The following is a 23,837-nucleotide window of genomic DNA, read 5'->3' as shown; positions in this document are numbered from 1 at the left end:
GTAATGATGAACAGCAGGGGACGAGACGGTAGGACAACAGTGGCAGAGCAGGTAGCGGAGTCGGGTGCGGTAGACGCCGACGCAGAAGCGTTCGACCCGGCAGAGCACGCGCGGAGCATGGTCGGTTATCACTACCGCACCGAGGACTACTACGAGGTGGGTCGCGAGAAGATCCGTGAGTACGCTCGCGCCGTCCAGGATTTCCACCCTGCTCACTGGGACGGAGACGCCGCTGCCGCGCTGGGGCACAGCGCTCTCGTCGCGCCTTTGACGTTCATGTCGCTGGTCGGCACACTCGCACAGAAGAAGCTCCTCGAGTCCATTGCCGAGGGCTACGACCTGAGCCAGATTCTGCAGACCGACCAGGTGTTGGTCTTCCAGAAGCCGATTCTTTCCGGTGATCAGCTGACGTGCGACGTCTCGCTCGACTCGTTCAAGACGGTCATGGGTCGAGACATGATGGTCACCAAGAACGTCGTGTCCAACCAGAAGAACGAACTGGTGCAGACCACGTACACCACCCTGCTCGTCGGGCGGTCCGGTGAAATCGATCCGGCGATCGCCGATGCGGCCCGCAACCTGGTGATGTTCGGTGCGTCGATGGACGCAGCAGTCGCCAACGCGAGCGAGCACGACACCCTGTCCACCCCGCAGGAGCACGAGCCGCTGATCGTCGAGGAGTACCGGGGACAGCCGACGCAGAAGTTCGACGAGGTGAGTGTCGGAGACGAGTTGCCGTCGCGCACGGTGCGTCTGACTCGCGGTGATCTCGTCAACTACGCAGGCGTCGCGGGCGATGCGAATCCGATTCACTGGGACGAGAAGTTCGCCAAGATGATCGATCTCGACAACGTCCTTGCGCACGGCATGCTCACGATGGGCGTCGGCGGCGGATTCATCAGCGAGTGGCTCGGTGATCCGGGTGCCGTCAAGGATTACACCGTTCGCTTCACCACCCCCATCCCGGTGGACACTCACAAGCCTGCCGAAATCGTCTTCAGCGGCAAGATCAAGTCGAAGGACGAGGAGTCCAGGACGGCCGTCGTCTCGATCGGTGCGACCTTCGAGGGCAAGCGAATCTTCGGTCACCGCGCCACGGCAACAGTGCAATTGGGCTGAGTTCACGCGATAGTGGTGTGGGGATTTACGCCCCGGTCAGGAATCCGCACCCCCTGCACGCGGTGCGGATTCCGATGAGGGGCGTAGATGTGTGACGTTCACGCCCCTACGAAGATGCAGAAGGGGTGGCCGGCCGGGTCGGCGTAGATTCGGATCGGTTCCTCCGGGTCGTCGTGCAGATCCCGCAATAGTCGCGCGCCCAATTCCATTGCACGCAAATGTTCTTCGTCGAGTTCGGCCACGCTGCTCACCATGAAATCCAGGTGTGCCATCTGTGGGTGTTCGCCGTCCGGCCACGTTGCTGCAGGGAGGGCGTCGATCTGCTGAAACGCGATGCGCCACGAGCCGTCGGGTGCGTTGATGGCGAGCCAATCGGGGTCGATCAGATCGGCGTCGCCGGGAACGTACTCGAATCCCAGGAGTTGCCGATAGAACTCGGCGAGTCGGCGGGCGTCGGTGCAGTCGAGTACCACCTGGCGTACCGAAATGTTCATGATCCGCGCTTCTCCTTTGCGTGGTGTCGTGCCGCGCGCGCTCGATTTCCGCATGCGCTGCAACACCATTGCTGATTGGGCCGATCCTGCAGAAACAGTTGACCGCATCGCGGAGCGTCGCACAAGGCCAACCGTGCGCGATCCGGCCCGTTGAGTAGATCGATGGCAGCGGACGCCCCACGCGCGCACAGTGATTCGATCGGATCTTCGGTTCCCACAACATGTCCGACGCTTTCGCCGTCGCCGAGATCGAGCCGACGGGTCACCGGGTGGCGTCGGGCGATGCTGTCGATGTGTTCGACGCTCTCCCGCGGAACATCCCTGTTCGACGCCACCGCCCGCAGTAGCGACAGCATGTGATCGCGCGTCACCTCGAACGTGTCGATGTCGGCATCGTCGGGGATGACCTCGGGCACTCGCGCGCCCTGCAGTTCGGCCCATTTCTGGAGGTCGGCGACCGAGTCGATCAATTCGACGTAGGTGCCGCGCTGCAACTGCACTGTGTTGACCACGTCGAGTGCGAAGTGGTCGCCGAGCCAGTTCCAATCCATTCGTAGACTCTAACGGTTTACGTATAGAAAAGCATCAGATACCGTCGATGCGATGACGGACATTCGATGGTTGCCGTTCCTCGGCGTGGTGCTGTTGGCCTACGCGATACCCGGTCCTGACTTCGCGGTGGTGGCACGAGCGGCGGCGAGCAGCCGCGCCGCGGGGTGGCGAGCGGGCCTCGGTGTGCAGACCGGACTGTGCGTGCACATGGTCGCCGCGGTGGTGGGGCTGTCGCTGCTCATCTCTCGATCACCGACCGCGCTGAGTATTCTTCAGATCCTCGGGGGCCTTTACCTGGTGTGGATGGGTATCTCGGCGCTGCGGCAGGCTTCGTCGGAGAGCGACGCGATGTCAGACGTGCGCTGGTTCCGAATGGGTCTGGTGACGAACCTGCTCAATCCCAAAGCCGTTCTGTTCTTCGTCGCGCTCCTGCCACAGTTCGTCGATGCCGACGGAGCGCTTCCCCTGCAGATCGGTCTACTCGGAATTGTCGATGTGGCAATCGGATTGGCATTCTGGGCGACGGTTACCGCGGCGGTGGGCCGCCTGGCCGCCGGTTCGTCGAACTCGACGTCCTGGAGCCGAGTGATCGGGGTGTTGTTCATCGGTATCGGTGTCGCGCTTGCCGTCGAGGCGGTGTGACCCAGCCATCAGGCGATGCGCACTCGCAGCTCGTTCATCGGCACTTCGGCACCGCGGTTGTCGGTGACGCGCACTCGCACGGGTTTGCCCTGTGAATCCACGACGTCGAGCGGTCCGTCGTCTTCTTGCAGATACTGGTCGCCCCACTGCATCAATCCGAGTACGACGGGCAGCAGATCCTCGCCCATTCTGGTCAGGATGTATTCGTATCGGGTTCTGCCCTTGTCCGGTCGGTAGGGCTGTTTGACGAAGATTCCGACGTCGACCAGTTCCTTGAGTCGGGCCGCACTGCTGGCGTCGGTGATGCCGACGCGTCGGCTGAAGTCGTCGAAGCGGGTGGTTCCGTAGAACGCCTCGCGCAGGATCAGCATGGTCGATCGGGTGCCGACCACAGACAGTGCTCGTGCGATGGAGCAGCGGTCGCCGGCCGTCCAGGCGTCGAGGTCTGACAGTGGGCCGTCCATGTGGAGTGGCATGTCACGATCCTACTGGCTTTACAAAACTATAGCCAGCTCGTACCGTGGTGTCAGCGATCCGATAGGAACGGATCGATCGGACAAGGAGCCGTCATGAGAGACGCAGTCATCGTCGAGGCAGTCAGAACCCCGGTCGGACGGGGCAAAGCGAACGGCACGTTGCATCCCGAGCATCCAGTCGACCTGATGGCTCACAGTCTCCGGGAAGTAGTGCAGCGCAGTGGAATAGACCCCACGCAGATCGACGACGTCATCGGCGGAGTCGTCACCGCGGTAGGGGATCAGGCGTCGAACATGACTCGGCGCGCGGCGCTGGCGGCGGGCTACCCGGAATCGGTACCCGCAACCACCGTCGACCGGCAGTGTGGAAGTAGCCAGCAGGCAATACATTTCGCCGCGCAGGGCGTGATCTCCGGTGCCTACGATCTGGCCGTGGCTACCGGTTCGGAGTCGATGAGCCGTATTCCGATGGGCTCGAACCTGGTCGGAACCGAGGATCCGGCAGGTGTCGGTTTCACCGAGAGGTATCCGGAAGGTCTGGTGCCGCAGGGCATCAGTGCCGAATTGATCGCGGCGAAGTGGGGTATCAGCCGCACCGAGATGGACGAGTTCGCTCTGTCGAGTCACGCGAGGGCTGCCGCAGCCACCGAAGAAGGACGATTCAAGCGAGAGATCAGCGCTATCCGTGGGCTCGACCGGGACGAAGGCATCCGTACCGGGTCGACGCTCGAGACCCTGGCCGGTCTACGTCCTGCGTACTACGACGAGGCCATGGCTGCCCGCTTTCCGCAGATCGGGTGGAACATCACCGCGGGCAACGCAAGTCAGGTCAACGACGGTAGCGCGGCAGTCATGATCACCACCAGCGAGAAGGCGAACGAGCTCGGCCTGACTCCGATGGCCAGGCTGCACAGCTTCGCGGTGGTCGGCGACGATCCGCTGATGATGCTCACCGCAGTCATCCCGGCGACGAAGAAGGTGCTCGCCAAAGCCGGGCTGACCATGGACGACATCCACCTCTTCGAGGTGAACGAGGCCTTCGCATCCGTGGTGTTGGCGTGGGCCAAGGAGACCGGCGCGGACCTGAACAAGGTGAACGTCAACGGCGGTGCCATCGCCATCGGTCACCCGCTCGGCGGCAGCGGCACCCGCATCATGACGACCATGGTCCATGCACTCGCCGAGCGTGAGCAGCGCTTCGGGTTGCAGGTGATGTGCGAGGCGGGTGGACTCTCGAACGCCACCATCATCGAACGCCTGTAGTGCCTGCGGCGGAGCCGCACTCACTCCCAGCTGGAGACGACCTTGCGCGTCGGACGCTCGTTGCTGTTGGAGAACAGGTGTGGGCTCTTGCTCTTGATGTGTTCCACATCGGCGAACACGGCGCGCAGATGCTCGCGCATCGATCGGACGGCGGCCTCGAAGTCTCGTGCTTCGAGGCCGTCGACTATTGCGGTGTGTTGCGCGATGAGGTCCGGGATCGGACGGGTGTCGCGCAGGCCCAGTCGTCGGGCCCGGTCCAGGTGAGCCTTGGCGGATTCGACGGATCGCCATGCAGCGGAGTGTCCGCCGGCCGCGAGGAGCAGTTGATGGAATTGCTCGTCCAGCTCGAAGAACTGATCCATGTCGATTCCGGGCTCGGCCTGTGCTGCCAAGTTGGCGCGCAACGCCGCGAGGTCGTCGTCCGAGCGAGACGTGACCGCATCGCTGAGCGACGCGGTTTCGATTGCCTCGCGGACGAATTGGGCATCGGCAACACGTTCGGTGTCGACGCGCGAGACGAATGTGCCGAGTTGCGGAAAGACCTGCACGAGCCCTTCCTCGGCCAGCAGGATCAGGCTCTCGCGGACGGGTGTGCGACTCACGGACATCTGCTCGGCCAATTCGTTCTCCGACAGCGGGCTACCCGGGGGGAGTGTCAAGGACACGATGCGTAGGCGTAACTCTCGGTACGCCCGCTCTCGTGCGGTGACTTTCCTGCTGTTCTGTGTGCTCACCGGTCAAGACTAACGCGGGGTGCGGGGTGACCCGTAGTGCCGAACCCTTGACGAAGTGCCCTCCGCCACTAGTATGGTAGTACTGATATTCAACGCACTACGGCGGAGGCTCGACAGCGATGGCAGTGATCAGCGGCAACGACGAGGCGGCCGTTCTGCACGGTCCACGTGACTTGCGGATCGAGAAGATCGACCGTATGGAGGTCGGCGACGGCCAGGTCAGGGTGGAGGTGCACGGCGTGAGCCTGTGCGGATCGGACCTGCACTACTACGCAGACGGCCGCAACGGCTCCAACTCGCTGACCCAGCCCACCGTATTGGGGCACGAGGGATTCGGGGTCGTCACCGAGGTCGGCGCGGGCGTGTCTCAGGACCGCATCGGCCAGCGAGTGGCCATCGAGCCCGCGGTTCCGAACGGCACCTCGCCGCTGAGCCTGAGCGGTCACTACAACGTCTGCCCCAGCGTCGTCTGCTTCGGATCCCCGCCGAATCACGGACTGCTTCGGCAATCCGTCGTTCTCGCAGCCGAATTCGCGCACCCGCTCCCGGATTCGATCGACGACGGCGTCGCTGCACTGATCGAGCCCCTGGCCGTTGCAGCGTGGGCCGCAGCCCGAGTCGGCTCGGTGTTGGGCAAGCGCATCGCGATCACCGGTGCCGGGCCCATCGGACTGTTGGTTCTGCAGACGGTCATCGCCCTGGGCGCATCGGAGACGACCATCACCGACGTCGCACCCGCGCGGCTCGAGGTCGCGGCGGCGCTGGGTGCCACGGCTACTCTGCGCTCGGGTGAGGACGCACTGCCCGAGGGCGCTTTCGACATCGCGTTCGACTGCTCGGGTCATCCAGGAGCCATTGCCGACGCAGCCCGCTCACTCGGCCCGGCAGGCATTCTGGCGCTCGTCGGCGTGCCGGGGCGGGCGGTCGCCGAGTTTCCGATCGGGTCAGTGCAGCGCTGGGAGCTCGATATCCGCGGGTGCTTCCGTTATGGCCCTTCGGCATTCGCCGACGCGATCGCACTCGCTGGATCGGCGCGTGTGGACCTCGCGGCACTGGTCACATCGTCGTACCCGTTGGCCGAATCGGCTGCAGCGCTCGAAGCGGCCCTCACCGACCCCACTCAGCTCAAGATCGTCATCGACACCACTTCTCGAGGACCGCAATGAAAATCATCGACGCCACCGTCATCGTGACGGCTCCGGGGCGCAACTACGTCACGCTCAAGATCACCACCGACGAGGGCATCGTCGGGTGGGGTGATGCGACGCTGAACGGACGCGAGCTCGCGGTCGAGTCGTACCTGAAGGACCACATTGCGCCGCTCCTGATCGGACGCGATCCCCATCGGATCGAAGACATCTGGCAGTACCTGTACAAGGGTGCCTACTGGCGACGTGGTCCGGTGACCATGACGGCCATCGCAGCGGTCGACGTCGCGCTGTGGGACATCAAGGGCAAGGCCGCCGATATGCCGGTCTACCAGCTCCTCGGTGGTGCTGCACGGGACGGCATCATGGTCTACGGGCACGCCAGCGGCGGCAGCGTCGAAGAGATGCTCGACGACGTCCAAGCGCATCTCGACAAGGGCTACAAAGCAATTCGTGCCCAGTCGGCCATTCCCGGTCTGAAGAAGACCTACGGAATTCCGGTCGACGGATTCTACGAACCCGCATCCGGCGCTGCGCCGCAGGAGGACTCGTGGGACACCGCCCCGTACATGCGGTTCGCGCCCCAGATGCTCGGTGCCGTCCGAGAACGTCACGGGTTCGACTTCCATCTCCTGCACGACGTGCATCATCGCCTGAGTCCGATCGAGGCGGGACGGCTCGGGCGTGACCTCGAAGAGATGCGCATGTTCTGGATCGAAGATCCCACCCCCGCGGAGGATCAGAGCGCCTTCGCCGTCATTCGTCAGCACACCACCACCCCGATTGCCGTCGGAGAGATCTTCAACTCGATCTGGGACTGCCAGGATCTGATCACCAACCGGTGGATCGACTACATCCGCGCGTCGGTCTCGCACGCCGGCGGTATCACCCATCTGCGGAGAATATTCTCGCTGGCCGATCTGTACGGTATTCGATCGGGATCGCATGGTGCGGGCGATCTTTCGCCCGTATCCCTCGCGGCCGCATTGCATGTGGATCTGTCGATTCCCAACTTCGGAGTGCAGGAGTACATGGGGCACGTCGACCCGACGGGCGATGTGTTCCAGACGAGTTACACCTTCACCGACGGCTTCATGCATCCGGGAAACCGGCCGGGCATCGGCGTCGAGGTGAACGAAGAGGCGGCCGCGAAGTACCCGTACAACCCCAAGTACCTGCCCGTCAATCGCCGTCTCGACGGCAGTATGCACGATTGGTGAAGCGCCACATGACCACAACGCAGTTCGATGTAGTCCTGCTCGGCGAGCCGCTCGTCGAGGTCTCGACCACCGAGGCCTTTCGGCACGGAGCAGACGGTGTGCTCGGAGTATCGGGAGATGTCGTCAACGCAGGTGCCGCGGCTGCTGCTGCGGGTGCTTCGGTCGCCCTCGTCGCGCAGGTATCCGACGACGAGCTCGGCGATGCTGTCTGTCGGCGAATTCGCGAGCTCGGCATCGACGACACGTACATTCGGCGAGTCCCCGGCCAGCAGGGTGTCTACTTCCTGCACATCGATCCAGAGGGCAATCGCCAGTTCTCCTATGCCCGAGCCGGTTCGGTTGGCAGCCAGCTCGACGTGGCGGACCTGCCGGAGGGCGTGATCGAGCATGCGGGTGCTGTCTTGGGCGGCGGGATCGCTGCGGCACTGTCACCCACCCTCGCCCGCACGATGCTGCACGTGGCGCAGCATTCAGGCAGATTCGTCTACGACCCCAACTTCCGCCCCAGGTTGACGACGGCCGATCAGGCGCGCGACTTCCTGAAGAACATCGCTCCCTACTGCGAGGTGATGGTGCCGTCGGCACCGAGTGAGATCGAATTGCTGCTCGGCACAGACGATCCGGCGAGTGCTGCGGCGTCCCTGATGGGCTGGGGTGCACGCTCCGTGGTGGTCACCCAGGGTTCCGATGGGTCCAGCATCTTCACCGCGGAGGGACGGTCCCATCAGCCGGTGATTCCTGCTCACCAGGTGATCGATCAGACCGGTGCCGGTGACGTGTTCGCCGGTACCCTGACGGCGCGTCTCGCTCTCGGCGACGATCTTCGCGAGGCCGCGGTCATGGCTGCAGCAGCGGCATCGCTGAGTGTCGGCGGACGCGGCGGCACCGGTCTCATTGCACCGCTCGACGAGATCCGCCGCCACGGTGAGCGATACCGCACCGAGCGAGTAGCGACATGACTGCGTCCACACGGTTGTCCGACGCGACCGCCACGGTCTCCCGTCCCACCTCCAGTGGAATCGTGCATCTCGGCGTCGGAGCGTTCCACCGGGCGCATCAGGCAGCGTTCACCTACGAGGCCGCACTGTTGACCGGGGAAACGAACTGGGGCATCACAGGTTTCACTCAGCGAAGCAATACGGTGGTGGAGCAGCTCGCCCCGCAGGACGGGTTGTTCACCCTGGTACAGAAGGGAACCGAGCAGACCACGGCCACCGTTGTCGGCTCGATGCTCGAGGTACGGAACGCAGCTGCAGACCCCGGCGCGGTTGTCGAGGCCATCGCCGATCCGGCAACGCACATCGTCACTCTGACGGTCACCGAGAAGGGATATCGGCTCGACCCTGCCTCGGGCCGACTGCGTCTGGACGATCCGGAGATCGTGGCTGATCTGATCGGCAGGCCGCCGCGCACGGTGGCCGGGCAGTTGGTGGCGGGGTTGGCTCGGCGTATGGCAGGCGACTCGCCTCTGACAGTGCTGTGCTGCGACAACCTGCCGTCGAACGGGCGAATTCTGTCCGGGCTGGTCCACGCTTTCGTCGCCGCCCGTGGCCGCGACGACGGCCTGGCCGAATGGATCACGCGTCGAGTCACGTTCCCCAGCAGCATGGTCGATCGAATCGTGCCCGCTACCACTGACGACGACAGGGCGGACAACGAGCGAAGAACCGGCCTGCGCGACGACGCTCTGGTGGTGTGCGAGCCGTTTCGGCAGTGGGTGATCGAGAACGATTTCGCAGGTCCGCGTCCAGCCTGGGAGCGGGTCGGCGTGCAGTTCGTCGAGGACGTGGAGCCCTGGGAGACGATGAAGCTGCGCGTGCTCAATGCCACCCATTCGGTGCTGGCGTACCTGGGAATCCTCCGTGGGCACAGCACCATCGCCGAGGCGGTCGGGGATCCGGTGCTCGACGAGATCTGCCGGACCATGGTTCTTCGAGACGTCGCACCGACGATGGTCGGCGGAATGGACGCTGTCGGGTACGGCGACGAGGTTCGTGTGCGATTCGCCAACCCGGCGCTGAAACACACCACCCGGCAGGTGGCGATGGACGGATCACAGAAGCTCGGCCCGCGCCTACTGGGAACCGTGCGTGACGCAATGTCCGCCGGTGGTTCGACGGATATGCTCGCTCTCGCGGTCGGGGCCTGGTGCGCTTTCGTGCTCGAGGAGGCGAAAGCTGAACGCGCGCCAGATGATCCGTTGTCGACGCAGCTGGCCCGTGCCGGGTCGGCGTCGGACCTGCTCGATATCGAATCCATCTTCGGGCCCGATCTCGGGCCCACTTCAGCGTTCGGCGCGCAGGTCGTTGCGTGGACCGACTTCCTACGGACCGGCTCGCTGAGCGAGTGGAAACGAGTGCTGGTATGACCTCCGAACACGAAGCATTGACCGAAAACCTCACTGCCCGTGATGTATTGGACGTGAGCCCGGTGATACCGGTTGTCGTCATCGATCGGGTCGAGGATGCGGTTCCGCTGGCTCGGGCTCTGTATGCCGGCGGTATCGGCATCATCGAGATGACGCTGCGTTCGGAGGCTGGGCTCGGTGCCATCGCGGCAATTGCTGCGAACGTGCCGGAAGTAGTCATCGGGGCGGGAACGGTGCTGACCCGCGAGGACGCACTGAGATCGGTCGATGCCGGCTCGCGATTTCTGGTCTCGCCCGGATCCCCGAGTGGCCTGCTCGACGCGGCCCGCGCGCTACCGGTTCCGCTTCTGGCGGGCGTGTCGACTGCGACCGAAGCGATGACAGTTGCCGAGGGCGGATCGACCGAGATGAAGTTCTTCCCGGCCGAGTCGTCGGGAGGTGCATCGGCGCTGGGGGCGCTGGCGGGTCCGTTGCCGCACTTGAAGTTCTGCCCCACCGGCGGGATCACTCCGCAGAACGCGGCCGCCTACCTGGCGTTGCCGAACGTGGTGTGCGTCGGCGGTAGTTGGCTCACGCCGCGCTCGCTCGTGCAGGCAGGGGACTGGTCGGCAATCGAGGAACTGGCCCGCTCTGCGAGTGCGCTGTCCAGCGCCTAGTTCGGTTCGCGAAGGGCCATTGACGGATTGGTATAACAGTGCTTGTATATCACTGTGGCGAGCGCCACCAACCTCCCTCGATGAGGCACCGGTCTCACGTAGGCCCGTGGCGAACTCGCATCATGGACTCATCGATCATCACCAGCAATGGAGCTTCGGATGTCACAGGACACCAACGAATCGACGGACGATCGCGGTAACACCGCCGTCCCGACTCGCAGCACGAAAGACCTCACCAAGGCGGCGATGTCCGGTTGGCTGGGTACAGCAATGGAGTTCATGGACTTCCAGCTGTATTCGCTCGCCGCCGCGATCGTCTTCAATCGAATCTTCTTCCCCGACGTCAGCCCGGCGATCGGGTTGATCGCCGCCATGGCCACGTACGGCGTCGGCTACGTGGCCCGTCTGGTCGGTGCCATCTACTTCGGCCGGATGGGCGATCGAATCGGTCGAAAGAAGGTCCTGTTCATCACCATCGCGATGATGGGTGCCTCCACCACCCTCATCGGTGCGCTGCCTACCTACGACGCGATCGGCATCATGGCCCCGATCCTGCTCGTCGCACTTCGTCTCATCCAGGGATTCGGTGCCGGAGCCGAAATTGCCGGTGCCACGGTCATGTTGGTCGAGTACGCACCGGACAGGCGTCGAGGCCTCATCGCGTCGCTCGTCTCCCTGGGCACCAACTCCGGAACCCTTGCTGCGTCGGCCATCTGGGCCCTACTGCTCGCTGTGCTGTCCGAGGATCAGTTGCTCAGCTGGGGCTGGCGAGTACCGTTCCTCGCGAGCTTCTTCCTGATGATCTTCGCGGTGTGGTTGCGCTCGAACCTGAGGGAGAGCCCGGTCTTCGAAGAGCGTGCCGATGTGGTCGACGGTGTGGCCCTCTCGCGCGACGAGATCGAGAAGACCGACGAGGAACTGAAGGTCAGCGTTCTCGAGTCCGGCCTCAAGCAGAAGAAGGGGCGCGCGTTCTTCATCGCGCTGGGTCTGCGTTTCGGTCAGGCCGGCAACTCCGGACTGATCCAGACATTCCTGGTGGGCTACATCGCGTCGACTCTGCTGATAGATCGTTCCATTGCCACCAGTGCGATCGTCTACGGCTCGCTCATCGGCTTCGCCACCATTCCGATCGTCGGCATCCTGGGCGACCGATTCGGTCGTCGCCCGATCTACATGGTGCTCAGTGCGCTGACGATGATTCTGGCTTTCCCGCTGATGCTGATGGTCACGAGCGGCAATACCGTAGCCCTCGTCGTCGCCATGGTGCTGGCTCTCAATCTCGGTGTGCTCGGCCTGTTCTCACTCGAGAGCGTGACGATGGCGGAACTGTTCGGTGCGCGTACCCGCTTCACACAACTCGCACTGGCCAAGGAAATCGGCGGCATCCTCGCCACCGCGATCGGACCGTTGCTCGCGGCCAGCCTCACCGCATGGACGGGTAGCTGGTGGCCCATCGCGGCGATGCTCGTCATCTACTCCGCGATCACCCTGGTCTCGTCCTACCTCGCACCGGAAACCAAGGGCCGCGATCTCGTCAGACTCAACGACGCAGCCTGAGTGGTTCGCGTCGAACTCGCAGTTATGCAGACGAATTGGGCTCGAAGTCCTGCACAACTGCGAGTTCGGCGTTGGTGAGGATCGCGGCTGCAGCAGTTTTCGATGCCTGCGTCGGAATCCAATGGGAGATGCCGGGTAGCACTGTCAGCGTGTACGCCGCATCGACATACCTCTGGGTGGTGTCGATGGCAGCGCGGCCGATGAAGGTGTCGCCGTCACTCCATACCATCGACGTCGGGACGGTGATGCGCAGACGACCGATGCTCGGGTTCGAGAACGGCAGTCCGCGATACCAGGTGACAGCGAAGGGCAGCGCACCGTAGTCGACGATGTCGGTCTTCGTGCGCTCGAGGTCCTCTTCGGTCATGCCGCTTGCCCTGTACCACTTTTCGGCTCTCTCGCCGGGCCGAGTCATCCACTTCTCGGGCAGTATCGGCACTTGGAAGAACGCGAAGTACCAGGAGTGCAGTAGCTGCTTCGAGCTGAGGAAGCCGGTCATGAATGCACCGGGGTGGGGAACCGAGAATGCTGTCAGTGACGACACCAGGTCGGGTCGACGGCCCGCGGTGACCCATGCGATGTTCGCGCCCCAGTCGTGTCCGGCCAGGTGGACCGGGGTGCCGATCGTCTCGATCAAGGCGACGACATCCCCCACGAGTGCGCCGACGCGATAATCCCGCCGCCGTGTGGGCCGGGCGCGCGGCGAGTATCCGCGCTGGTCCGGAGCAACAGTGCGGAATCCGGCGTCGTTCAGGATCCCCATGACCGCCGACCACGACGACGCTCGCTCGGGAAAGCCGTGCAGCAGCAGCACGACCGGGCCGCCGAGAGGTCCCTGGTCCAGAACGTCGAACACGAGTCCGTCGTGGGTGTACGTCGTGATTCTCTCGGTCACAGAACCGTTCCTTCGCTCGTCAGCACGTGCTCGTCACCGGTCGTCCGGCGAACCGGTCGGAGATGAACGAAATCGCAGCCTCATCGCTGACGTCGTGCCCGGCTTCGGGCTGTTCTTCCGCAACGACGGAATCGCCGAGAGCGCAAGCCTTTTCAATGCCATCAGCAGTCCATTGCGCCAGTATCACGTCGTCCAGAGCGCCGTAGGCCACGTACATCGGCACCTCGGTACGTACTTGCGGGAGCGTGTTGCGTCCGATCACGTCCAGCAGCTTCTGTTCGGATTCGGCTGAGTCGGCGGCGAATTCGTCGGGTGCCATCGCCTCGACGGCCTGTTTCCTGGCGTCGGCACCTCCACTGTCGCACGACAGCAGGAGTTCACTGTTGTCCTGGGCCACGCTGCCGCTGTACGCGTTCGGATCGATCGAAGGGTCTACCTGCTCTGCGCCGTAGAGCAGGTACGGCAGCATCTCCTTCTGCGGCGTTGTCAACGTCCCCTCCTCAGCGGCCCGAACCAGGGGAGTCAGGTCGGTCGGTGGCGAGAGCGATGCCGATCCGACGAGTTCCATCCCCTGGCCGTAGGTGGCATCGAGTTCGTTTGCAGCCCAGGCGGCGTGGCCACCCTGGGACAGTCCGGCAGCTGCCCATTCGGTGGACGTATCGGGCAGCGCGGCATGGGTTGCGCGGGCCGCGTCGATCATGTTGTAGCCCGCGGTCCGTGGTTCCAGATACGGATGGGTGCCACCGCTTGTGCCCAGGCCCTGGTAGTCGGGAAGCACAGTGACATAACCCAGTTCGGCGAAGTCCTTCACCACGTAGTGGTAGCCGAGGAGGTAGCTGGACAGGCTCGGCCCACACCCGGCCTGGACCCCGGTGGTGCCGTGCCCGTAGACGACGATGGGCCATCCGCCCTCGGGTGGGCTGCCCGCCGGAACGGCTGCTACTCCGGACACCGCTGTGGGGGAACCGTCGACGCCGGAGGTCGACTCGTAGACCAGGCGGTACAGCGTGGTGCCGGTGTCGGAGAGTTCCGTGGATCGCTCACCGAAGTCCTCGGAATCGAGAACGGTGCCCGGCACGCCCGTCAACTCGTACTGCGGTTCCGGTGCAGACGTCGATTCGGTGGCAGCGGGCTCCGGCGTGGAACTGCATCCCGCGGTCACGGCCAACGCGAGGCAGCAGAGGGCAGCGGACGTCGAACGGGAGTAGGAACGCACACCGCGTGTCTACCAGAACCGGGCCGAGAACGGTCGACGCCTGGGATTGCGCCTCACCGTCCCTACCGGAATTCGGACAGAATCTCGTCCCAGGCCTGCATCGGCGCGTATCCGTCGGGAATGACGCGACGACACCCGTCGAGTTCGACGGTCAATGTCCGCAGTCCCGACGGCCTGGCCGTCGCCATGTCATCTGCTCAACACAGACCGATGGCCGGCGCAGGGTCGGCTGTCGGGTGAGCCGACGAACTCTACGGTCGGCGGCCCAACAGCTCTGCCGAGTGACCAGTTAGGTGCCCGTCACGTCGAGTGCCGCACTCACGATCGAATCGGTGTCGATTCGGTGGTGCTTGTACACCTCGTCGAGCGATCCCACCTGTCCGAAGTTGCTGACGCCCAACGACGTCGATGCAACGCGGTTGACGGTGGCGAGGAAAGCGAGGGTGTGTGGATGCCCGTCGAGCACCGTCACCATCGGAGTTGCTCGCTCGGCGGGCAGCAACTGATCGAGAATCCAGGATGCGCCGACGTGGTGTCCTTGCCTGGCCTGCAGTGCACGGTAGAGCTCGCCCGGACTGGTGATGCACAGAACGTCCGCGATGACGCCGATCTGCTCCAACCGCTCGGCGGCGTTCAGGGCTTCGGTCATCAACGCTCCCATGGCTGCGATCGTCACCGTCGCTCCGTCTCGGCGCACCAACGGGTAACCGCCTGCAACGACCTGACGGCGCCTGCGTTCGCGGGCAGCCGGGTCGTTGGGAACGTCCGCCTTCGACTGGTCGACGGGACGCGTCGACAGGCGCAGGTATGCCGACGTGCCGTCGGGCCGCCCGAGTCGGCCGATACTGGCGAGCAGCGTCCACTCGACGTCGATGGCGAATGCGGGCTCGTAGGTGATGCAGCCGGGCTGCTCCAGTCCGATGGAGGGCGTCTTGATCGACTGGTGCGCACCGCCTTCCGCGGCCAACGTCACTCCTGACGGCGTTCCCACGAGGATCGATTGGCCGCCGGCGTAGATGCCGTACGACCACGGCTCCAGTGCGCGCTCGACGAACGGGTCGTACATGACACCGATCGGGAACAGTGGCTCCCCCCAACGGCTCCACGTGGCACCGAGCTCGCCCATCAGGCCGACCAGGTTGGTCTCTGCGATACCGAGTTCCATGTGCTGCCCCGACGGTCCTTCGCGCCAGTGCATGATCGTCTCGGCGTCGTCGCCGAACCAGTCGTGTCGATCCGACGACGACCAGACGCCGACCTTGTTGACCCACCCACCGAGGTTGGTGGTCGAACTGACGTCGGGGCTGACGGTGACGATACGACGTGCCGCGTCGGGTGCCTCACGAGTCAGGTCGATCAGCGTGCGGCCCAGTGCAGCCTGCGTGGTAGCGGTGCCCTTGGGGGTGCGTCCGATGTCGTTGGGGACGGCAGGTGGCGTCGACGCCGGAATCGGTTCGCGGCGTAGCCGTTCCGCGGTGGCAGCGCACAGCTGTCCGGGTCCGCTGTCGGTGTCGAAGCGGCCCCATGGCTCCTCGGGATCGGTGCCGAGGGTACGTGCGAGTTCTGCGTATTCCTCGACGGTCAACAGCGAGGAGTGGTTCTGCGGATGTCCCTGAGTCGGCAGGCCGAATCCCTTGACCGTGTACGCGATGATCACGGTGGGGCGGTTGTCGTCGATACGAGAGTAGGCCTCGCGCAATGCATCCAGATCGTGTCCGCCCAGGTTGCGAATCGACTCGGTGAGCAGGGTGTCGTCGAGGTCGGCGATCAGGTCGGCAATGGCGGTGGCGTCGGGACCTGATCCCGGAAGTCTGGTGCGCACCTCGTCGGCGGTGCAGCGCAGCAGGCGTTGGTATTCCGGGTTCGGCATATCCAGGATGCGCGTGCGCAATGCGTCGCCGCCCGGCTTGGCGAACAGGTCTTCGAGCAGCCGGCCGAACTTGACGGTGATGACCTGCCAGCCGGCGGCGTCGAACATCTTCTCGAGGCGACGCGCCGCGATGTTGGGGACCACGCGGTCGAGCGACTGCCGATTGAGGTCGACGATCCAGACGATCTCGCCGAGCTCGGCGATGCCCGGGTCGATGATCGCCTCCCAGACCGCGCCTTCGTCGAGTTCGGCGTCACCGACCAGTGAGTACTGTCGTCCGCTGAAACCGGGCGTCTTCGGTGTGGATTTCTCCGGGCCGAACCGGTCCTCGACGAAGCGTCGGGACATCGCGCCCCAGATCGGGGCGGTGGCACCGATGCCCACCGATCCGGTGGAGTAGTCGACGGTGTCGGGGTCTTTGGAGCGCGACGGGTAGGACTGCAGACCGCCGTATGCGCGGAGTGTCGTCAGGTACTCCTGGTCCAACTCGCCAAGCAGATAGTTGATCGCGTGCAGCACCGGCGAGGCGTGCGGCTTGACCGACACGCGGTCGCCGGGCTGCAGCTGCTCGAACCACAGCGAGGTCATGATCGATACCAGCGAGGCGCAGGAGGCTTGGTGGCCGCCGACCTTGAGCCCGGTCGGGTTGGGCCGAATTCGGTTGGCATGGTGAATCATCGACGTCGACAACCACAGCACTCGCTGGGCGAGCTCGTGCAATTCGTGTTGGGCACCGGTGGGCGAGCGGCGGTCGGCGGGACTGATGCTGGTCATTGCAGGTGCTCCTGAATCGACGTCGAATGTTCCGGAGGCGCGAAAAATATGGAGCGGACGAAGGCGAACCGAGTGCGGTCCTGTGGTCCGGGCGGGCGTTCGGGTTTCGAATCGCCGAGAGGATGCAACTGTGCTGCGATGGAGGACAGTGCACCAGCTGCTTCCCTTTGTGCGCAAGTGATGAGTTGCCGATGGTGCATATTGATCAACTTGCCCTGCTGAGGTGTGGGCAACTCTGGTCGTTCTGACCTCTCCCGGGAGGGGGCGGTAGATCTACTTCGATGCGTCGACGACCGCTTCGAAGGCGTCGACCACCAGAGCCACGATCGCATCGAGTTCGAGCCCGGGAGTGTCGAAGTATGCATCTGCTGTGCGGTCGAGAAAGCCTGTCCATCCCGAAATCGCGGCCGCTTGCAGCGGGGGCAGTGGATCGGGCAGCTCGGCCAGGGCTGCTACCTGTCGCGCACCTTCGGCCCGTGCTTCCCGAACCGCGTGTTCGACGACGGAATCGCCCAACTCTCCCTCTCGAACCACGCGGACGTAGAGCGCGCGATGGCGCTCGAGGAACTCGATGTGGCGTCGGACGAAACCTTCCATGCGCGCCCGCACGGACTTTTCGTCGGCGGCGGGCTCCTGGAACTCGGACAACTTCGACAGGACGTCGGCCAGTGCGGCCGCCACCAGGCCTTGTTTGTCGGTGAAGTAGTAGAACAGCAGTCCGTGTGCCACGCCGGCTCGACGCGATATCGCGGCTGCGCTGATGTCGGCGCTGTTGCCCTCGGCCAGTAGCTCGATGGCCGCGTCGATCAGGGCCTGTCGACGGTCCAGTCGGGGGCGGGCGCGTCGAGACCGCTCGGCACCGGGGGACGGGTTGGTCGACACCGATCCGAGCATAGTGCTCCGTCGCGGCAACAGTTTGACCATCGATCAAGATATTGACTGATAGTCAAACACGTCGTAGCGTCGTTCGACATCAGCGTTGCCGAGGAGAGGTCGTTCGATGCGTACAACGCAGGATGCAGGGAGTCCGAAAGCGCCGAGGGTTGCGCCGGATCTCATCGCCCACTGGGTGGTCAAGTCGGCCCGCACCGAGGAGATGGTGCGGTGGTACGGAGCGGTGTTCGGTGCCGAGATCGTCTATCAGGACGAGGGAATCACGTTTCTGACCTGGGACGACGAGTCGCATCGATTGGCGATCATTGCCGTTCCGAAGCCCGTCCGGTTCCTTTTCCCGTTCGCCAAGTTCAAACGCAAGGCATACGGAATCGACCACATCGCGTTGACGTTCAATTCGCTCGAGCGATTGCTGGAGAACTATGTGCGGCTCGAGCGGTTGGGCATCCTCCCCGTCTGGTCGATCAATCACGGACCGACGATCTCGCTCTACTACGAGGATCCCGATGGGATTCGACTCGAATTCCAGGTCGAGAACTTCGATGCGGAGAACACTGCGGCGTTCTTCTTCACCGAGGAGTTCGCCCAGAACCCGATCGGCGTCAACATCGACCCCGGTTACCTGCTCAGCCAGCTGCGCAACGGCGTGCCGCACGAGGAACTTCGCCGACGCGAGGCCGGAACTCGGCCCGGGCGTCCGGTCGTCGCGAACAAGAAGACCATCACGCCGAGAACTCTGTAAGGGGACCGCAAACTATGCCTGTCAACGTAATTCGCACTACCGACGCCTGGTGGCGTCTCGAAGGCGACCGTGCATTCCGTATCGAGACGACGGCAGAGACCACCCGCGAACTTCTGGCCGATCGCGACGCCATCACCAGCGCGTCGGGCCCCAGCACGAGTGTCGACGAGCTCGAGCTCGTCTCTCCGGTCACCGCACCGTGCCGGGTGGTGGCGCAGCTACTCAACTATCGTTCGCATGCCATCGACGCCGGCTCGGACCCGAAGACTCTGCAGCCGACGTTCTTCCGCAAGTCCTCGGCTTCGATCAGTGGACCCTACGATCCGATTCGTCAGCCACCCGAGGTCGCTCTGCTGGACTACGAGATCGAACTGGGGATCGTCATCGATGCCGAGATTCCCATCGGCACGACGGTCACCGACGAGAACCTCTCGGACTTCGTGGCCGGGGTGATCGTGGCGAACGACGTGTCCGCGCGTGAGATCCAGTTGACGAAAGTTCAGGTGTACGAAAGCAAGTCGTATCCCACCTTCACTCCGTTGGGTCCTCGGCTGGTGTTGTTGGACAACGACGAGCTTCGTCGTATCCCCGAGCTGAACATGACGCTGGCCGTCAACGGTGAGACGCGTCAGGACCAGACGATCGGCAACGATCTGATCACGCCACCGGCCGAGGCGCTCACCAGGTTGGCTCGCTTCCAGAACATGACCGCCGGTGACGTACTGCTCACCGGAACACCGATCGGCACTGCCATTTCCGCGCCGCCCAAGGTCGTGCAGAAGATCGGTGAGCTGATTCCGCCGGCGCTGAAGTGGAAGTTCTTCTTCGCCCGGCAGGCGAAGAATCCGAAGTACCTCTCGGTCGACGATGTGATCACCGCCGGCATCCGGACCGCAGACGGTGCCATCGACCTGGGGATGCAAGAGACGGTGGTCCGATGACCGTGCCGATCGTCGTGGTCGGAGCCGGACCGGCCGGCTGCACTGCCGCGTTGCTGTTGGCGCGCAGAGGGATTCGCAGTGTGGTTCTCGAACGACGAGACGCGCCGCTCTTTCATCCCGCCGCGCACGTGATCAACGCCCGCACCCTCGAGATCTGGAACGAATACAGCCCCGAGCTGGCGCGCTCGATCGCCGCGATGTCGCCGCCGCACGAGACCGTCAACCTCATCAGCTGGTACGGGAATCTCGCGGACGAGGCCATCGGTTCGATCGACCTGCTCTCGGACCCGGAGCGCAAGGCAATCGTCGAGAGTCAGAGTCCGTTCCTGGTCTCGCACATCGGGCAACATCTGTTGATGCCGGCACTGTGGGATGCGCTCGACGCCGAACCGCTGATCGAGTTTCGACGCGGATGCTCTGTCGAGTCCGTGGACACCGACTCGTCCGGTGCGCGTGTGCATGGACGTTGTGCGAACGGAGTGACCGATATCGAGGCCGAGTACGTGCTGGCGTGCGACGGTGCGAACAGTGCAACACGGGACGGCACCGGGGTCGGGCTGACCGGACCGGTCCTGGCGAACATGGGTAGCGCGTTCTTCACCTCGAGGACGCTCTTTCCCGATGACGCTCGGCCGCTGCTCAGTTGGATCTACACGCCGGAGCTGTGCGGTGTGATGATCGCCCATGCAGACCATCGATACATTCTGATGACCGCCTACCTTCACCCAGCGCAGGAGATCGCCGAGGACAGTCGAGCGTACTGGTCACGCACGCTGCCGAAGGTGTTGGGAAACCACGAGTTCGACCTGGAGTCGACCGGGACATGGGTGATGACCTCACAGACCGCCGATGCGTTCCGTCGAGATCGTCTGCTCCTGCTCGGCGATGCGGCGCACCGGTTTCCGCACACCGGTGGATTCGGGCTGAACTCGGGTGTTCAGGATGCCCACAATCTGGCATGGAAGCTCGACGCCGTTCTATCGGGCACGGCGTCGCCGTCCTTGTTGGACACCTACGAGACGGAACGCCGTCCGGTGGTGGAGAAGTTCGCGAAACAGAGTGTGGCGAACCACTTTCGGATGGACGACGTCGGGAAGAGAGTGGGCATCACCAACACGATGTTGGCGAAGGCGACTCAGGTGATGGGTCGGTCGCCGCTGAACAAGGTCCCGGGGAAGTTGATCGCGCCACTGGCTGCCGCCGCGACACGGCGGCAGATGGCACGCTCGCAGAAAGTCGATCCCGACGCACCCGGCTCCGCCCAGCTTCGTCGCGAGATCGCCGACGCGATCCCACTCCAGGTGGAGCATTTCGTGTCGATCGGCTTGCAGTTCGGCTACCTCTACGCGGGTCCGTTGATCGCACGGGAGTCGTCGAGCAAGCCGGCCGAGGACGTCGTCGACTACGTCCCCACCACCTATCCGGGGGCCCGGCTGCCGCACGCGGTGGTCTCGGTAGGCGGTGCGCAGGTGCCGGTGCACGAGACACTCGACCCGAACAAGTTGTCGCTGTTCACCTTTGCGGGCGGCAGTTGGGCCGGCGTGGTGTCGGAAGTGGAAAACACCGGGCCCGGCGTCACCCTGATCTCTGCTGACGTACCGGCAGGTGCCGATCGGGACGAGCTGATTCGCCTGTATGAGGTCGGTGACATCGGAGCGGTGCTCGTGCGACCCGACGGCCATGTGGCGTGGCGAACGACTGCCTCTGCGTCCGATGCCGGTGCGTCGCTCGCCGGCTTCCTGAGCTTGCAGTGGGGGCGCTACTTCGCTGCCGACACCTCAACCGAACACGGCCGGGTCGAACCCGACATGGATGCGAGTGCGCCCGGCTAGAGTGCGCCCATGCACAAAGTACCTCGGGCGATTCGGGCCATGGGAATCAACGCGGTCCGTCTGTACAACCGCCTCGAAGTATCGGTAGCGCAACCGGTTCCCGACGAGCCCGTGTTGTTCGTCTGCAATCACGGGTTCGGCGGAGTAATCGATCTGAACGTGTTCGCGTTCGCTGCGGCGTACGACGATCTGAAGCTGTCCAGGGAAGTGATCGCGTTGACGCACCAGATCGCGTGGACACTGCGTGCAGGAAAGTTGGTCGAGCCGTTCGGTGCACGGCCGGCCGCTCGACAGAACGCTCTCGACGCATTCGAGGAGGGCCACAACGTCCTGGTCTTCCCCGGTGGCGACCTCGATGCCCTCAAGTCGTGGCGACATCGCAACGAGATCGTCTTCGCCGGGCGCAGCGGCTACGCCCGTCTGGCGATGGAGGCCGGGGTGTCGATCGTTCCGGTGGTGACCGCGGGCGCGGGTGAATCACTCCTCGTCCTCAGCAGTGGAAAGCGCATCGCCAAGGCGCTCCGATTGCACAAAACGGCATTTCGGGTCAAAACGTTGCCGTTGTCGATATCCATTCCCTGGGGCGTGAATGTGGGAGTGGTCGGGTTGCTTCCGTATCTACCGCTACCGACGAAGCTTCAGACGTCGGTCCTCGCGCCCATGCGTCCCGAACCCGAGGAGACCGCAGAGGACTTCGCGCACAGAGTTCACTCGGCGATGCAAGCAGAGCTCGACGAATTGACCAAGGACCGCAAGCCGGTGATCGGCTGAGCTGTCAGCCAGGTCCTTCCCATCCGCACGCTTCACAGGAGGCATAGATGCGGCTGGTGATCGGTCCGAGGGGCGGGGAGGACACGACGTTCTCGCCCAACGTGATTCGTTCGCAGAGTGGACACACGCCCCGGTATTCGAGGTTGAAGCTGTAGGTGAGCACTGGTACTCGATCCTGTACGTCGAATGCCGCTGCCGCGTGTGCTCCGGTTCAACAGCATGTGTCCTCGGCAGGAAGGTCTGCCGAGGTTCGAGTCACCTCACCCACGGTATGGACAGCGGGCCGGCCGTCGACTGCCGCTTCTTCGCGATCGCCCCTGTCGACGTGTGACCGACAGTAGACTCCGAGCCCCCCGCTCGTCGATAGCAGATGTCGTGAACATCCGTGGAGGGCACACTCGAGCATCGTTGATTCGACCCTCGTGGACGATTGGCCGTAGGGTCGGTGTCACGCCGCTCGTTCAGCGCACACGATGGTTCAGCACAACCGAACCGACCTGCATCATCGAAGGTCGAGAAGGTCGAGTCTCATGACCGACACACCTATCCACGACGAACTGCAGAATTTCATGAAGATGAGCACGCGCGGTGGTGATCGGAAAGTCGAACCGGTCCGCGCATCGGTGCCCGTCGAGGTCTCTTCGCACGCCCCAGCGCGACACCACCGGGCCTGACGGCATGGACACCGCACGAGAGAAGCAGGACGAGGCTCTTGCCGTCTATCGGCGAGCGAAAGATCGTGAGCACGTACTGGCCGATGTACGCGGGCAGTCCGACACCGATCTTCCGTTGCTGGTCGACCTCGACGATGCCGAGTTGCGCAGTGCGATAGACGCCGATATATCTGCGCAAGAGGCTCTGAGCGTCGCGCTCAGGGCCGTGGACGACTGATTGCGCGGACCTTCGCTCGTGCGGTCTAGGTGAACGACTGTGCGGTGGGGTCGAGGGCGGCGTGTACTCCGCCGCTGTAGGACGTCGGAAGTTCACGGCTGCACAAGGTTTCGGCCTCTGCAGCAGAGATTCCGAGTGCCCGCAGAACGCGTTGTGTCGTGCCGTCCACGGTTGCTGCTTCGTCGCGGTCGGGTTCGGCGAGCAGCAGTCGCCCCATGGACAGCAATGAACCGGCCACGATCGCGAGTGCGAGATCGGCGTCGTCCACATCGAATCGCCCTTGTTCGGCGGCCGATTCGATATCGCGACGTGAACGCGGTGCCAGGCCCCCGGCGGCGGCGAATGCCGCGGCCTCGGAGTTGAGCAGAACACGACTCAGTTCCGGCTCGAGGCGGAAGAGCCGTCCGGACAATCGGAACGACTGGGTGAACTTCTCGACCGCGTCGTCCAGGTCGACGGTGAGCGAGTCGAGATAGTCGCCGGCAGATTCGAGGGCGGAGTCGATGGCCGCCTGCCACAGCTCTTCTTTGGTCTCGAAGTAGTTGTAGAACGATCCGTTGCTGACGTCGGCGGCCTGCGTGATCTCCAGAACGGACGCAGTGGTGTTGCCGCTCGCCAGCAATCCTTGCGCGGCTTTGACGAGTGCACCTCTGGTGCGAGCCTTTCGGCGCGCGACACGGTTGCCTTCGACCACGGGTCTGCTCCTACTCGACGGTTGTGCGGCCAGCCTATCCCGGACCAGATATGACGATTTCGTCAAAAAGCTTGACGGGCGGCTGGGC

General features: G+C 64.0%; 25 protein-coding genes. 15 read left to right on the top strand and 10 right to left on the bottom strand.

Annotated elements, in window-relative coordinates; genetic code table 11:
- The first annotated feature begins 3 nt into the window (after positions 1-3).
- Positions 4-1,119, top strand: a complete 1,116-nt coding sequence (locus tag CH275_RS05670; RefSeq protein WP_094676047.1) for a fused (3R)-hydroxyacyl-ACP dehydratase subunits HadA/HadB — start codon at positions 4-6, stop codon at positions 1,117-1,119.
- A gap of 98 nt (positions 1,120-1,217) precedes the next feature.
- On the opposite strand, the gene CH275_RS05665 is transcribed toward CH275_RS05670, so the two are convergent.
- Both CH275_RS05665 and CH275_RS05660 read right to left on the bottom strand, forming a co-directional pair.
- The gene (locus tag CH275_RS05665) at positions 1,218-1,613 is read right to left on the bottom strand and encodes a VOC family protein (protein ID WP_094676045.1); all 396 of its coding nucleotides are present in this window, start codon (positions 1,611-1,613) and stop codon (positions 1,218-1,220) included.
- On the bottom strand, positions 1,610-2,164 hold the full coding sequence (locus CH275_RS05660; protein ID WP_094676043.1) for a CGNR zinc finger domain-containing protein: 555 nt from the start codon (positions 2,162-2,164) through the stop codon (positions 1,610-1,612). The genes CH275_RS05665 and CH275_RS05660 overlap by 4 nt, the downstream gene beginning before the upstream one ends.
- A 52-nt stretch (positions 2,165-2,216) precedes the next feature.
- On the opposite strand from CH275_RS05660, the gene CH275_RS05655 reads away from it, so the two are divergent.
- Positions 2,217-2,807: a LysE family translocator gene (locus tag CH275_RS05655; protein WP_094676041.1), complete on the top strand. Its 591-nt coding sequence runs from the start codon at positions 2,217-2,219 to the stop codon at positions 2,805-2,807.
- Between the two features lie 8 nt (positions 2,808-2,815).
- Here CH275_RS05655 and CH275_RS05650 read toward each other — a convergent pair whose 3' ends face one another.
- Entirely contained in the window at positions 2,816-3,283 is a 468-nt protein-coding gene (locus CH275_RS05650; protein ID WP_094676039.1) for a winged helix-turn-helix transcriptional regulator, read from the bottom strand.
- A gap of 93 nt (positions 3,284-3,376) precedes the next feature.
- Between CH275_RS05650 and CH275_RS05645 the strand changes: the two genes are divergently transcribed.
- On the top strand, positions 3,377-4,546 hold the full coding sequence (locus tag CH275_RS05645; RefSeq protein WP_094676037.1) for a thiolase family protein: 1,170 nt from the start codon (positions 3,377-3,379) through the stop codon (positions 4,544-4,546).
- 20 nt (positions 4,547-4,566) lie between these two features.
- On the opposite strand, the gene CH275_RS05640 is transcribed toward CH275_RS05645, so the two are convergent.
- Positions 4,567-5,280, bottom strand: a complete 714-nt coding sequence (locus CH275_RS05640; RefSeq protein WP_094676035.1) for a GntR family transcriptional regulator — start codon at positions 5,278-5,280, stop codon at positions 4,567-4,569.
- A 119-nt stretch (positions 5,281-5,399) separates the two neighbouring features.
- Here CH275_RS05640 and CH275_RS05635 point away from each other — a divergent pair, with 119 nt between their 5' ends.
- The 6 genes from CH275_RS05635 to CH275_RS05610 all read left to right on the top strand — a co-directional run bounded on the left by CH275_RS05635 (position 5,400) and on the right by CH275_RS05610 (position 12,229).
- The gene (locus CH275_RS05635; protein WP_094676033.1) at positions 5,400-6,446 is read left to right on the top strand and encodes an alcohol dehydrogenase catalytic domain-containing protein; all 1,047 of its coding nucleotides are present in this window, start codon (positions 5,400-5,402) and stop codon (positions 6,444-6,446) included.
- Positions 6,443-7,648 carry a D-mannonate dehydratase ManD gene (gene manD, locus CH275_RS05630; RefSeq protein WP_094676031.1) on the top strand — a complete coding sequence of 402 codons (1,206 nt, stop codon included), beginning with the start codon at positions 6,443-6,445 and terminating at the stop codon, positions 7,646-7,648. Before CH275_RS05635 ends, manD begins: the two co-directional genes overlap by 4 nt.
- An 8-nt stretch (positions 7,649-7,656) precedes the next feature.
- Positions 7,657-8,607, top strand: a complete 951-nt coding sequence (locus tag CH275_RS05625) for a carbohydrate kinase family protein (protein WP_094676379.1) — start codon at positions 7,657-7,659, stop codon at positions 8,605-8,607.
- Positions 8,604-10,016: a mannitol dehydrogenase family protein gene (locus CH275_RS05620; protein ID WP_094676029.1), complete on the top strand. Its 1,413-nt coding sequence runs from the start codon at positions 8,604-8,606 to the stop codon at positions 10,014-10,016. Before CH275_RS05625 ends, CH275_RS05620 begins: the two co-directional genes overlap by 4 nt.
- Positions 10,013-10,672, top strand: a complete 660-nt coding sequence (eda, locus tag CH275_RS05615; protein ID WP_094676027.1) for a bifunctional 4-hydroxy-2-oxoglutarate aldolase/2-dehydro-3-deoxy-phosphogluconate aldolase — start codon at positions 10,013-10,015, stop codon at positions 10,670-10,672. Before CH275_RS05620 ends, eda begins: the two co-directional genes overlap by 4 nt.
- Before the next feature lie 159 nt (positions 10,673-10,831).
- Complete coding sequence (locus CH275_RS05610; RefSeq protein ID WP_094676377.1) at positions 10,832-12,229, top strand: MFS transporter; 1,398 nt, start codon at positions 10,832-10,834, stop codon at positions 12,227-12,229.
- A 22-nt stretch (positions 12,230-12,251) separates the two neighbouring features.
- On the opposite strand, the gene CH275_RS05605 is transcribed toward CH275_RS05610, so the two are convergent.
- The 5 genes from CH275_RS05605 to CH275_RS05590 all read right to left on the bottom strand — a co-directional run bounded on the left by CH275_RS05605 (position 12,252) and on the right by CH275_RS05590 (position 17,866).
- Positions 12,252-13,124 carry an alpha/beta fold hydrolase gene (locus CH275_RS05605; protein ID WP_094676025.1) on the bottom strand — a complete coding sequence of 291 codons (873 nt, stop codon included), beginning with the start codon at positions 13,122-13,124 and terminating at the stop codon, positions 12,252-12,254.
- 19 nt (positions 13,125-13,143) lie between these two features.
- A complete protein-coding gene (locus CH275_RS05600; protein WP_094676023.1) occupies positions 13,144-14,340 on the bottom strand; it encodes a lipase family protein in 1,197 nt (398 codons plus the stop codon).
- A 62-nt stretch (positions 14,341-14,402) separates the two neighbouring features.
- Positions 14,403-14,528, bottom strand: a complete 126-nt coding sequence (locus tag CH275_RS29855) for a hypothetical protein (protein WP_256990867.1) — start codon at positions 14,526-14,528, stop codon at positions 14,403-14,405.
- Between the two features lie 101 nt (positions 14,529-14,629).
- Positions 14,630-16,984, bottom strand: coding sequence for a transketolase-like TK C-terminal-containing protein (locus CH275_RS05595; protein WP_094676020.1), 2,355 nt, complete (start codon positions 16,982-16,984; stop codon positions 14,630-14,632).
- A 273-nt stretch (positions 16,985-17,257) separates the two neighbouring features.
- Complete coding sequence (locus CH275_RS05590) at positions 17,258-17,866, bottom strand: TetR/AcrR family transcriptional regulator (protein WP_179276001.1); 609 nt, start codon at positions 17,864-17,866, stop codon at positions 17,258-17,260.
- Positions 17,867-17,984: 118 nt separating this feature from the next.
- Between CH275_RS05590 and CH275_RS05585 the strand changes: the two genes are divergently transcribed.
- The 6 genes from CH275_RS05585 to CH275_RS05565 all read left to right on the top strand — a co-directional run bounded on the left by CH275_RS05585 (position 17,985) and on the right by CH275_RS05565 (position 23,055).
- The gene (locus CH275_RS05585; RefSeq protein ID WP_094676016.1) at positions 17,985-18,620 is read left to right on the top strand and encodes a VOC family protein; all 636 of its coding nucleotides are present in this window, start codon (positions 17,985-17,987) and stop codon (positions 18,618-18,620) included.
- Between the two features lie 14 nt (positions 18,621-18,634).
- Positions 18,635-19,561, top strand: coding sequence for a fumarylacetoacetate hydrolase family protein (locus tag CH275_RS05580; protein ID WP_094676014.1), 927 nt, complete (start codon positions 18,635-18,637; stop codon positions 19,559-19,561).
- The gene (locus CH275_RS05575) at positions 19,558-21,393 is read left to right on the top strand and encodes an FAD-dependent monooxygenase (protein WP_094676012.1); all 1,836 of its coding nucleotides are present in this window, start codon (positions 19,558-19,560) and stop codon (positions 21,391-21,393) included. Before CH275_RS05580 ends, CH275_RS05575 begins: the two co-directional genes overlap by 4 nt.
- Before the next feature lie 9 nt (positions 21,394-21,402).
- Positions 21,403-22,164 carry a 1-acyl-sn-glycerol-3-phosphate acyltransferase gene (locus tag CH275_RS05570; RefSeq protein ID WP_094676010.1) on the top strand — a complete coding sequence of 254 codons (762 nt, stop codon included), beginning with the start codon at positions 21,403-21,405 and terminating at the stop codon, positions 22,162-22,164.
- Positions 22,165-22,694: 530 nt separating this feature from the next.
- Entirely contained in the window at positions 22,695-22,838 is a 144-nt protein-coding gene (locus CH275_RS29385) for a hypothetical protein (RefSeq protein ID WP_179276000.1), read from the top strand.
- A gap of 4 nt (positions 22,839-22,842) precedes the next feature.
- Positions 22,843-23,055 carry a hypothetical protein gene (locus CH275_RS05565; protein WP_094676008.1) on the top strand — a complete coding sequence of 71 codons (213 nt, stop codon included), beginning with the start codon at positions 22,843-22,845 and terminating at the stop codon, positions 23,053-23,055.
- Between the two features lie 25 nt (positions 23,056-23,080).
- Here the strand turns inward: CH275_RS05565 and CH275_RS05560 are convergent, their stop codons facing one another.
- Complete coding sequence (locus tag CH275_RS05560) at positions 23,081-23,749, bottom strand: TetR/AcrR family transcriptional regulator (RefSeq protein WP_094676006.1); 669 nt, start codon at positions 23,747-23,749, stop codon at positions 23,081-23,083.
- Positions 23,750-23,837: the final 88 nt, after the last annotated feature.

Source organism: Rhodococcus sp. 06-235-1A, assembly GCF_002258785.1.
In the GTDB taxonomy this organism is placed as follows: domain Bacteria; phylum Actinomycetota; class Actinomycetes; order Mycobacteriales; family Mycobacteriaceae; genus Rhodococcoides.
Note: the sequence above shows the minus strand (reverse complement) of the source record. Positions and strands in the feature narration are given on the sequence as shown.